The following is a 9,451-nucleotide window of genomic DNA, read 5'->3' as shown; positions in this document are numbered from 1 at the left end:
TTGCGCGTCTTCAAAGACGAGCGGCGCGCTGTGGACCCGCAAGGAAACGCCCGTGCCCACTCTCCATGACATCCTCGACAGGTCCTACGATGCCTTCCTTTTTGATATGGACGGAACGCTGCTGAATTCCATTGCCGTTGTCGAACGCGTCTGGAGCGAATGGGCAAGACGCCACGGCTTCGAGCCGGAGGTCTTCCTGAAGACGATCCATGGCATCCGCGCCTCCGACGTTATCCGCGGGCTCGGCCTGCCCGGCGTCGATCCGGCCCACGAGGCGGATCTGCTGCTCGCCGAGGAAATGCAGGATGTCTCCGGCATCGTCGAGATCCCCGGCGCCGTCCGCTTCCTCTCCGCCATCGCCGAGGGCAGGTGGGCAATCGTCACTTCGGCGCCGATCGAGCTTGCCAGGCGCCGCATGGCCGCCGCCGGCATCCCGATGCCGAAGGTAATCGTCAGCGGCCAGGAGGTCAAATCAGGCAAGCCCAGCCCCGAAGGATATCTGCTCGGCGCAAGCCGCCTCGGCGTCGATCCGAAAAAATGCCTGGTCTTCGAAGATGCCGTCGCCGGCATCCTCGCTGGCGAAGCTGCCGGCGCCGGCGTTACCGTCATCACCGAAACCCACGCCACACCCTTCGAAACACCGCATTTTTCGATCGCCAACTACCAGGCATGGCAGCCCATCCAAACCGCCGAAGGCCGGCTGAAGCTCGCCACGATCTGACCATTCCGGCAAACTGCTTCCTTTTTGTTGGAGGCGAGGTTTTTCCGCTTGCATTGCACGCGCTGAAAAACTAAACGAAGCAAGCCGTTTCGGCAGGTCGGGGCGTAGCGCAGCCCGGTAGCGCACTTGACTGGGGGTCAAGGGGTCGCTGGTTCGAGTCCAGTCGCCCCGACCATTTATCCCCTTGAAATCCCAGTCAGAATCTCATTTTTTTGCGTCCCGCTAGCGGCGGAAAAGGAACGAGACATAGGCAGAAATGCTGAAACGGGAACCGAACGTCCCGAACGACAATGTCATTTGTTCATGTTGCAGGCGAGCTATAGCGCCGCCATTGCAAACGGCGGCGGGCCTTGGGGCCGCCTTCAGTGCGGTTTCTGAGCGATCGCGATCATCGATTTCGCCAGCAACGGAATTCTTCCGACATATTCGAATTCGACGTCTTCGAAGCCAGTTTCGACCAGCAGCGTGCTGAGCGTTTCGGGAGACCAGAATTTGATATGGCCATGGTCCTTGAGGGGCATAAAATGGTCGTCCATCTTTCCGCTCACGGCCAGAGCCAGATTTTTCCAGTAGCCGTGGAAAGGCGTCGATACGACCGCGATGCCGCCAGGCTTCACCAGATCGTAAATGGTGGTCGAGAAGGCCTTGGGATCATAGACATGCTCCACCACCTCGAGACTGATGACCGCATCGAAGGTTCCATACCGGCTGGAAAGATCTTCGTAACCGGAACCGATTTCCAGCGAAAGATCAGGGTGGGCCGTTCTCGCTTTCGCGATGCCGTCCTGGGAGGGATCGACACCGACGACGTCATAGCCTTTTTCCGCAAGCACGGCGGCAGCACCGCCGGTGCCACAACCGAGGTCGAAGACTGCCGTTTCATTTGCCTCCTGGAAACTGTTCTCGAGAACATCGACAACGGCCGGCAAAATATAGGAATGGGCTGTCGCCGGCTTGGCGTGTACATAGGTAGTCGCGTCTAGTTCGATAGACATTTTACCTCCTGAAAATCTGAAGAAGTGAGCCGCCACCGCAATGGTAGGGCGGACTTTGACGGGAGTGTGGTGTCGTTGTGGTATTAAGGTGATTAACACCGAAGGCGTTCGCGGCTACTTAGGCTAAGGGAGCGCCCGCCGTTTGGCTGTCCGACTGCGCGCGACATCCTCCAACGCGCCCGACGCCCGCTCCATCGGGATCCCGAAGCTGATTGACAGGGTGCCGAGAAGATGCTGAAAACGGGCCGCATTCGGGTTTTCCGCATTCTCGTGGCCCAAGGGGCCGCTGCATCGGCTCCGGCCGCGTCGACCATTTAAAATAAATAAGGCGATGAAATACTCTTTGAGAGTGCATCGCAAATAAATCCTTTAGTTCTTTTTGGTACTCCCTCAGTGGGGGAGGCGGTATTTGTTGCCTTTTGTTAAGGCTATACCCAGATTTGAAGTTATCAACCCAATTTTGGATTGAAAAAAATCTGAAACCTCTTCGCATTCTCGCGAATATGTGTAGATTAACATTATCCCGATCACAGATAGCCTAGTCGAGCGCATGGCGGATATGAAGCACAATCTAACTTGCAGGCAGAGCCTCGCCAGCGCGTTCCAGGCACTGTCGGACGAGGCCGTCAAAGCCGGCTGGTCGGAAGGCGATGTCGCCCTCGCGCTTGCCGAACTCGCCGAGGAGCGGGTGATTGAGATTACCGCCAAGGTGATCATGGAAGGCTCCATCCATCCCCAACGAGTCGCCGCGGGCGGCCGCAACAGCTAACCCCTGTTACACCAGCAATCCTGCCGTTTTCGCTGCCGTGATAAAGGAAGTCTGTGCTGCGCGCGGGCTGCACAATCCGTCGAGCGCATCCAGGCAGTGCTGGCGCGCAACGCGATAATCGCGCCCACGCTTGCTCGGCCACCGTTTCAGATATTCGGCGGCCTCCCAGACGGTGGAAACGATCAGGCTGCTGTTTGGAGAAACGACCCGGACGGGGGAGGGAAAGCGTTTTTCACTCACATCTGCACTCATGGATTCCTGCTACAAAACGCGGCCACAACGCGTGGGACAAAATTTTGTTCCAAATTTTGTCCCACGGGAATTTGCGCAGTTGCTAAAGTTCAGGCCCTCGCGCATAATGACTTTATGACGGTTGCGGAGGGCGGCCGGCGATCCAAGCGTGGATGCGTTTGCCCTCGGAGGATTGCGGCATGATGTTACGGTCATCAATTCATCCGCATGATTTACCGCTATTTTCGGAAGATCTCGATCTGCTTTCACAAGTGCTCGACAAGGTCTGCGATGAACGCGGCCTCGTCAAAACGACGCCGGAGGCCGAGCGGATTGGTGCGGTCATCATTCAGCTCTACAGGCAGGGCGTGAAGGACGGCGGCAAACTCGCCGACCTTGCAAAAACCTATCTTTGAAGATCAGTTCTGTTCGATCGAGACACCGTTCTTACCGATGCTCATCTCGATCCCCTGCGGCTTGTTTTCCTCGTGGAAGATATAGGCGCCGAGGCCGATGACGGCGACGACAAGAACGCCGATGATGACGTAGAGTCCATTGCTGCGATTCAAGAGATTGCCCCCGATATGTTATGGGACAGCAAAACGCTCGGGCGACCGATTGGTTCCGTCAGTCGTCGTTGGCGGCGTTGAGGTTTTCCGGTCGGATGCCGTCATCGCTGGAACTGCGTGCGCGTAACCGGATGCCGGGGCCGCCTTCATCCTGATTGCCGCTCGACAGGAAGATGATGCCGTTCGCCTCGAGCGTGCTGCGCACATCGAACAGCGCGTGCGGCTCGCCCGCGAATTCGCCGTTTTCCAGCGCTTTCACGGTCTCGACCGGCAGGCCGCTGGCGGCGGCGAGCTCTTCGATGCTCATTCCGATCATGGCGCGCGCGCCGCGTATCTGCGTTGCTGTTATCATGATCGAAAATCTAGCGCATTTCCAGCGCTTCTCAAGTGGCCGCGCTGTCACGTTGGCCGGTTTCGCTTCCTAAGGCACACACTCTTCAAACTTCCCTCAATTTTACCCCAAATAGATCGTCATGCATGCGCTCGACCGCGATTCCCATTCCTCCCATGAGGGCGGCCCGGTTCCCAAAGCGACTGATCTCGATGCGCGGCGGATAAGGTGTGCAACGCGGCAGGAAACCGCGGATGGCGTTTACGAGTTCCGGTCTTGCGCCGATGCTGCCACCGGTGATTACCAGTTCAGGATCGAGTGCCGCTCCGATCGCAGCAATGGCGACTGCGACCAGCCTTGCCGTCTCTTCGATTGCGGCCACGGCGCTTGTTTCTCCCGCATTAAACGCGGCAAAGAGATCGGCCACGGTGGATGCATTACGCCCGCCGAAACCGACGTAGCGGCGCAACATAGCGACGCTGCCGACCGCACTCTCAAAGGTTCCAAGCGTAAAACCACCAGGATCAAAAGCATCTCCACCGATCGGAAGATAGGCGATTTCACCGGCCGCCCCACGCGCGCCGCGCAACAGAGTTCCGTTGGCGATGATGCCCATGCCGACGCCCGTGCCGAGAGCAACGAAAGCAAAATTGCTGGTTTCGACACCGTGTCCCCGCCATTTCTCCCCTTGCGCGGCCAGGTTGACGTCATTTTCAACGATCACGGGTATCCCCATTCTGTCGCTGAAGACTTGCCGCAGATTTATTGCGTCGATGCCGGGGATGCTTGGCGCTACGTTGATATGTCCGGTGGCCGGATCGAGCACGCCGGGACTGCCGAGAACGACGAGACGAAGTTTGTCGGCAGTCGTCCCGGCCGCAAATGCGAGTTCCACGATAAGATCACTGAACTGATTGACGAGATGCATTCCGCCGCGCGGATCGGTGGATACTTTGGTTTCAGCAACCACATTCCCTAACAGATCGCAAATAGCCGCAGCAATCTTGGTGCTCCCGAGATCGATAGAGACGGCCAGTCCCGCCCTGGCATTGATTTCATAGGTGATCGCATTCCGGCCCGGGCGACCATCAGTCTGCCCGACTGGTTTCAGCCATCCGTCATCCTCGAGGTCGCGCACGACATCGGAAATCGTCTGCTTTGACAAGCCGGTCAGCTTGGCAATATCGGCGCGAGAGATCGATCCGTTCGCGAACACGGTTCGGATGACGGCATTGGTTGAAATTTTTCGTGCGATCGGAGTCTGTGCGACAGAAGATGTCATTGCCATCCGGCTAGCTCAGTCCAATTAGTTCGGAGCACATACTTAATGGGGGCGGTATTGAGTTGGCAATTATCGCGACTAACCGGAATTCAATACATCGAAGAAGGCAATTTGTCTATGTCCTTGACAAATGGGAGGCCAGCTGTAGGCTTGAGATTAACGTGCGATGAAAATGCGCGATGAAATAAAGAGGGTCGAGTAGAAGTATGCGCCATACGTATCGTCTGGTTAGCCGTGCGCCCGTCAAGATCGCCCGAAGAAGAATTAGGCTAGGTTTAGCTAGCTCTTTCCTCTTTCGCGTTCCCCCGACTCCTTGAACCTGGCTGCCGAGGATTTGCTCATGATGAAGCCCTCGATTGATGGACAGCTTTCCGCCGAGCAACCTGTTTTACTGCCGATTATGGCACCACGCCTTCAGGCGAACGTTCATCCAGATAGGTACGCTGATCTCGCCTTGTGGGGAGCAGGCAGCTCTGGGCGTGTGAGATTTTCGCCAATCAAGGGTCCTTATACCTACGAGACAGGGCCTTGCCGTGCCTGGCAGAAACCAGGAAGTGCTTCAACCCAATCCCTGATCAATCCGCATAGCAAAGGCGACGGAGCCATCGTGCTCGAATTCGGAAAAGCCAAGGTGACGGTAGAAACCCTTGGCGCGTTCGTTGTTTGGGTCGACCCCGAGATGCACGCCTCCGACCCCGTGATTTCGAAGCGCTTGAAGCTCCGTGCCGATCATCCTGCGTCCCCAACCGCTTGCCTGAAGTCCGGGAAGGATGTTGATGTGAAGATGCGCCGGATACTGGTCTTGAAGCCACGACGTTCCGCTGCGCGGATTTTGAATTCGTTCCATCACGTCGGCGTCGCGCGGACGGGTGGGTGCCAGTCCCGCAATCTGCCGGCGGACGAACGGCCACCAGTTTGTCTGCAAGTCTCTGTCGAACCCGCCGGTGTCCGGTACCCCCACGACGTAGCCAACCGGCTGGCCGTCCTGAACGAGAACAAAGGCAAAGTCCTGGGCGAACTTGAGGTAGGGTACCGACCAGATGTAGCCGGGCAGATGCGGGTCGCTATAAAGCGTGCTGGCATCATGACCGCCATTCGCGGTTTTCAGGCAGATGTCGAAAAAGGCGTCGATATCCGCTTCAATCGCGGGGCGGATGAAGCAGTTGGTGTCCATCACTTTGCCACCTCCTGCGTGGCGCTTTGTCATTTTAGGTCGCGAGAGGTGCGGATGCATTGACGATTACCTCAGATTCGCCAGCCAGGCAAAGCTCTGGGGGAAGAAAACGTTCGGCCGGTGCTTGGCGCAAGGCCTGAGCGGAGAGTGGAGAATAAACCAGATGAGGTGGAGCAGATGAAAAGAACTGTGAAATCGATCAGCATACTGCCGGCATACGGATTGAAAGCAGCTGTCGCGCTTGCTGGCGCGGCGCTTCTGAGTTTTGGCCTTTCGGCAGCCGCGCGCGCTGACGACCTGGCCGTGTGGGATGACCAAACCTATGAAGGCCAGAGTGCGGTCATAGAGCAGCTTAACAAGGACTTCGAAGCTGCCCATCCCGGCGTCACTATCAAACGCACTGCCCGCACCTTTGATGACATGAAGCTGACGCTGAAGCTTGCGGTTTCAGCGGGTGATGGCCCTGTCATCACGAAGGTCAACCAAGGTGCCGGTGACATGGGGGCGATGGTCAAGGAAGGATTGCTCCTGCCGGTCGACGACTACATAAAACAATATGGCTGGGATAAGCTCCAGTCGGATTCCGTGCTTGCTCGAGACCGCTGGGAGGATGGAAAATTTGGGGTCGGTAAGACCTACGGCATCTCCGGCCTCGGCGAGATCGTTGGCCTCTTCTACAATAAAAAGATCCTCGCCGATGCAGGAGTAGCGCTGCCGCAAACCTTCGAGGAGTTCCTGGCCGATCTCGACAAGCTGAAGGAAAAGGGGGTTCCGCCCTTCATGATGGGCTCGGCAAAGCAGCATCTGGCCCTGCATATGATCGGCGCCATCGACCAAGCGCATATCGACGCGAGCAATCGCGCCGAACTTGACGATCTGATCTACGGCCGAGGCGGCTCCTGGAACACCAAGGGGAACATCGAATCCGCCAAACTCGTGCAGCAGTGGGCACAGGGCGGTTATTTTTTCCCTGGTTTCGAAGGCATCTCGGGTGACGACGCCGTCCAGCTTTTCATTTCCGGACAGGGCGCGTTTCTTATCTCCGGGACCTGGTATTTCGGTGACATGCAACACAATCCGGATATCGGCTTCATGGCCATCCCCGCCCCGAAAGGCATTTCCAAGCCCATGAGTGTCGGGGGTGTGGATCTTGCCTGGGCGATAACGAGCCTTGCCAAAACCAAGCCAACACAGGACCTAGCCGGCGCATATATCGACTATATGGTTTCAGAGAAGGCTGCGGAAACCTGGGCCAATGCTGGCTATCTCCCGGCAACTTCGCTCGCGGCTGACGCAAAGCCAAAGCTCACGCCGCTCCTCAGCTCCGGCATCGAAATGTGGAAGACACTCAACGCAAACGACGCTCTCGGCCATTACCCCGATTGGTCGAGCCCAACGATGCTGAAGACAATAGACGACAACACGCCGCTTCTTCTGTCCGGCAATATCACGCCCGAAGCCTTTGTCGATGCCATGGACAAGGATTATCAGGCGTACCTGAAGGACAAGAAATAAAGACTGCGGGCGCTGGTCACGACCGTCCCCTGCGGTCGTGGCCTGAGTCTCGTCGATCCAAATAAATGAGCACTGCGATCGGCTTGCTGCGCGATGATCACAGCTTTGGCTTTATGGAGTACTGGATGAAACGCTCCGCACTTGATGGCTCGCAACATGCCAATTTAATCTATTTATTGCCTGGATTGCTGTTCTACGCGGCTTTTGTCTTTGGACCGATCCTCGCGGCTTTGGGTTTGAGCCTGACCAGCTGGGACGGCTTGGGCATGCCCAAGTGGGTTGGTTTGGGCAATTACGCCGATCTCTTTTCTGACAGTCGTTTTTATATTGCCTTGCGTAACAATGCCGAGCTTATGATCTTCTACTGTGTCCTGCCGCTCGTGCTCGGTATAGCTCTTGCTGCTTGCGTCTGGAACCTGAAGCAACGCGAACAACTCGCCCTGCGGACCTTCTTGTTCCTGCCTTATATCATGCCGACTGCCGTGTTGGGCATCATCTGGGCATGGCTCTACAATCCTGCCTTTGGCCCGTTCAATCAGTTTCTGAGAGCGGTGGGGTTGGGCGCATTCGCGCTGCCGTGGCTGGGCGATTTCAATTTTGTGCTCCCCGCGGTCGGGATCGTTGCCACATGGTATTTCTTCGGTTTTTGCATGGTCATCTTCCTGACCGGAATTCAGCGCATCGACCCGTCTCTTTTCGACGCTGCCAAGGTCGATGGCGCTTCGGCGCGAAAAACCTTCTTCTGGATAACGCTGCCGCTTCTATTGCCTGAAATAAGGGTGGTTTTGCTTCTGACGGTCATAGCCTCGATCAAAAGCTTCGACCTGATTTTTACAATGACCCGGGGTGGACCAGCCAACGCTACGCTTGTGCCGAATATCTACATGTATCAGCTCGGCTTCGAGCTTAATCGGTTCGGCGCCGCAGCGGCCATCGCCATTGTGGGCGCGATACTCACATTCGTAATCAACTATGCAATTCACCGATTTGTAGGATCGCAGCATAAAGGAGTGGCTTGATGGGCCGTTCATTTAACATTTCGGCCGGTCCGCTATTCCTCCGCATTGTCCTCTGGCTTCTTGCTTTCGTCACGATCATCCCCTTCCTGCTCCTGCTTCTAACCTCAATAAAGAGCAAGGCTGACGTTCTGCAGGGTGCATTCGCGTTGCCGGCGTATCCACATTTCGAAAATTACGTCGATGCCTGGAATGCCGGACATTTCAACATTTACTTTTGGAATTCGATCATCGTTGTCATACCCGTCGTCGCTGCAAGTGTCTTTTTGGGCCTGCTGACCGGCTTTGCATTCGCATACCTGTCATTTCCGCTGCGGCGTACGCTGTTCGCTATCCTGACGCTCGGCATGATGGTGCCGGCGGAAGCCTTCATTATCCCGCTTTATTATGAAATGCGGTATCTCGGACTGATCAATACCTATGCGGCTCTGATTGTGCCGCAGATCGCGATGTCGATACCATTCTCAACGATCTTCCTCGCCAGCGCGATGCAGCAGCTGCCGGAAGAAGTTCTCGAAGCGGCGGTTCTCGATGGCGCCGGACGCTTCTATATCCTGCGCAAGATCGTTATCCCCCTCATGGTGCCGGCAATGTCGACGCTGGCGCTGTTTCTGTTCATATGGACCTGGAACGAGTTTCTCATTCCGTTCATTCTGGTCAATGACGACGCTTATCGGACGCTGCCCCTCGGCATGCTGTTTTTCCAAGGGCGTTATACCGTCAACACGCCGGTTCTGACAGCCGGCGCGGTGATCGTGATTTTCCCGCTAATCGTGACTTATCTGGTTTTCCAGCGACGGTTCATTGCCGGCCTGACGGCGGGAGCGACGAAATAGACAGCCGATGGT

12 protein-coding genes, 1 tRNA gene and 1 pseudogene are annotated in these 9,451 nt (G+C 56.5%); 8 read left to right on the top strand and 6 right to left on the bottom strand.

Annotated elements, in window-relative coordinates:
- Window positions 1–52: 52 nt before the first annotated feature.
- On the top strand, window positions 53–721 hold the full coding sequence (locus AC1D2N_RS13640) for an HAD family hydrolase (RefSeq protein WP_130652163.1): 669 nt from the start codon (window positions 53–55) through the stop codon (window positions 719–721).
- Between the two features lie 98 nt (window positions 722–819).
- Window positions 820–896, top strand: a tRNA-Pro gene (locus AC1D2N_RS13635).
- Between the two features lie 187 nt (window positions 897–1,083).
- On the opposite strand, the gene AC1D2N_RS13630 is transcribed toward AC1D2N_RS13635, so the two are convergent.
- Window positions 1,084–1,716 (bottom strand): class I SAM-dependent methyltransferase, encoded by a 633-nt coding sequence (locus AC1D2N_RS13630; RefSeq protein ID WP_018241538.1) that lies wholly within the window; start codon window positions 1,714–1,716, stop codon window positions 1,084–1,086.
- A 550-nt stretch (window positions 1,717–2,266) separates the two neighbouring features.
- On the opposite strand from AC1D2N_RS13630, the gene AC1D2N_RS13625 reads away from it, so the two are divergent.
- Window positions 2,267–2,485 (top strand): hypothetical protein, encoded by a 219-nt coding sequence (locus AC1D2N_RS13625; RefSeq protein ID WP_018447490.1) that lies wholly within the window; start codon window positions 2,267–2,269, stop codon window positions 2,483–2,485.
- Window positions 2,486–2,491: 6 nt separating this feature from the next.
- Here AC1D2N_RS13625 and AC1D2N_RS13620 read toward each other — a convergent pair whose 3' ends face one another.
- Window positions 2,492–2,737, bottom strand: coding sequence for a DUF982 domain-containing protein (locus AC1D2N_RS13620; RefSeq protein ID WP_018241540.1), 246 nt, complete (start codon window positions 2,735–2,737; stop codon window positions 2,492–2,494).
- A 179-nt stretch (window positions 2,738–2,916) separates the two neighbouring features.
- Between AC1D2N_RS13620 and AC1D2N_RS13615 the strand changes: the two genes are divergently transcribed.
- Window positions 2,917–3,132, top strand: coding sequence for a hypothetical protein (locus tag AC1D2N_RS13615; protein ID WP_018069423.1), 216 nt, complete (start codon window positions 2,917–2,919; stop codon window positions 3,130–3,132).
- A gap of 3 nt (window positions 3,133–3,135) precedes the next feature.
- Here AC1D2N_RS13615 and AC1D2N_RS13610 read toward each other — a convergent pair whose 3' ends face one another.
- The 3 genes from AC1D2N_RS13610 to AC1D2N_RS13600 all read right to left on the bottom strand — a co-directional run bounded on the left by AC1D2N_RS13610 (window position 3,136) and on the right by AC1D2N_RS13600 (window position 4,904).
- Window positions 3,136–3,285, bottom strand: a complete 150-nt coding sequence (locus AC1D2N_RS13610; protein WP_018241541.1) for a hypothetical protein — start codon at window positions 3,283–3,285, stop codon at window positions 3,136–3,138.
- A gap of 58 nt (window positions 3,286–3,343) precedes the next feature.
- On the bottom strand, window positions 3,344–3,637 hold the full coding sequence (locus AC1D2N_RS13605; RefSeq protein ID WP_130652164.1) for a helix-turn-helix domain-containing protein: 294 nt from the start codon (window positions 3,635–3,637) through the stop codon (window positions 3,344–3,346).
- Between the two features lie 85 nt (window positions 3,638–3,722).
- The gene (locus AC1D2N_RS13600) at window positions 3,723–4,904 is read right to left on the bottom strand and encodes an ROK family transcriptional regulator (protein WP_018241543.1); all 1,182 of its coding nucleotides are present in this window, start codon (window positions 4,902–4,904) and stop codon (window positions 3,723–3,725) included.
- Window positions 4,905–5,238: 334 nt separating this feature from the next.
- On the opposite strand from AC1D2N_RS13600, the pseudogene AC1D2N_RS13595 reads away from it, so the two are divergent.
- Window positions 5,239–5,451, top strand: a pseudogene (locus AC1D2N_RS13595) (glycogen debranching protein); the annotation flags it as partial.
- A 6-nt stretch (window positions 5,452–5,457) separates the two neighbouring features.
- Here AC1D2N_RS13595 and AC1D2N_RS13590 read toward each other — a convergent pair.
- Window positions 5,458–6,072: a GNAT family N-acetyltransferase gene (locus tag AC1D2N_RS13590; protein ID WP_130653526.1), complete on the bottom strand. Its 615-nt coding sequence runs from the start codon at window positions 6,070–6,072 to the stop codon at window positions 5,458–5,460.
- 177 nt (window positions 6,073–6,249) lie between these two features.
- Here AC1D2N_RS13590 and AC1D2N_RS13585 point away from each other — a divergent pair, with 177 nt between their 5' ends.
- The 3 genes from AC1D2N_RS13585 to AC1D2N_RS13575 all read left to right on the top strand — a co-directional run bounded on the left by AC1D2N_RS13585 (window position 6,250) and on the right by AC1D2N_RS13575 (window position 9,439).
- Complete coding sequence (locus tag AC1D2N_RS13585; RefSeq protein ID WP_028733645.1) at window positions 6,250–7,587, top strand: extracellular solute-binding protein; 1,338 nt, start codon at window positions 6,250–6,252, stop codon at window positions 7,585–7,587.
- Window positions 7,588–7,712: 125 nt separating this feature from the next.
- The gene (locus AC1D2N_RS13580) at window positions 7,713–8,606 is read left to right on the top strand and encodes a carbohydrate ABC transporter permease (RefSeq protein ID WP_028733646.1); all 894 of its coding nucleotides are present in this window, start codon (window positions 7,713–7,715) and stop codon (window positions 8,604–8,606) included.
- Window positions 8,606–9,439 (top strand): carbohydrate ABC transporter permease, encoded by an 834-nt coding sequence (locus tag AC1D2N_RS13575; protein WP_018447497.1) that lies wholly within the window; start codon window positions 8,606–8,608, stop codon window positions 9,437–9,439. The genes AC1D2N_RS13580 and AC1D2N_RS13575 overlap by 1 nt, the downstream gene beginning before the upstream one ends.
- Window positions 9,440–9,451 lie beyond the last annotated feature (12 nt).

This window comes from Rhizobium sp. P1_B8, assembly GCF_056406515.1.
Note: the sequence above shows the minus strand (reverse complement) of the source record. Positions and strands in the feature narration are given on the sequence as shown.

Excerpts from the sequence above, each read along its gene's own strand:
- AC1D2N_RS13580 (WP_028733646.1), top strand. The coding sequence starts at position 7,713 with ATGAAACGCTCCGCACTTGATGGCTCGCAACATGCCAATTTAATCTAT.
- AC1D2N_RS13620 (WP_018241540.1), bottom strand. The coding sequence starts at position 2,737 with ATGAGTGCAGATGTGAGTGAAAAACGCTTTCCCTCCCCCGTCCGGGTC.
- AC1D2N_RS13600 (WP_018241543.1), bottom strand. The coding sequence starts at position 4,904 with ATGGCAATGACATCTTCTGTCGCACAGACTCCGATCGCACGAAAAATT.
- AC1D2N_RS13585 (WP_028733645.1), top strand. The coding sequence starts at position 6,250 with ATGAAAAGAACTGTGAAATCGATCAGCATACTGCCGGCATACGGATTG.
- AC1D2N_RS13575 (WP_018447497.1), top strand. The coding sequence starts at position 8,606 with ATGGGCCGTTCATTTAACATTTCGGCCGGTCCGCTATTCCTCCGCATT.
- AC1D2N_RS13615 (WP_018069423.1), top strand. The coding sequence starts at position 2,917 with ATGATGTTACGGTCATCAATTCATCCGCATGATTTACCGCTATTTTCG.
- AC1D2N_RS13630 (WP_018241538.1), bottom strand. The coding sequence starts at position 1,716 with ATGTCTATCGAACTAGACGCGACTACCTATGTACACGCCAAGCCGGCG.
- AC1D2N_RS13590 (WP_130653526.1), bottom strand. The coding sequence starts at position 6,072 with ATGGACACCAACTGCTTCATCCGCCCCGCGATTGAAGCGGATATCGAC.
- AC1D2N_RS13625 (WP_018447490.1), top strand. The coding sequence starts at position 2,267 with ATGGCGGATATGAAGCACAATCTAACTTGCAGGCAGAGCCTCGCCAGC.
- AC1D2N_RS13605 (WP_130652164.1), bottom strand. The coding sequence starts at position 3,637 with ATGATAACAGCAACGCAGATACGCGGCGCGCGCGCCATGATCGGAATG.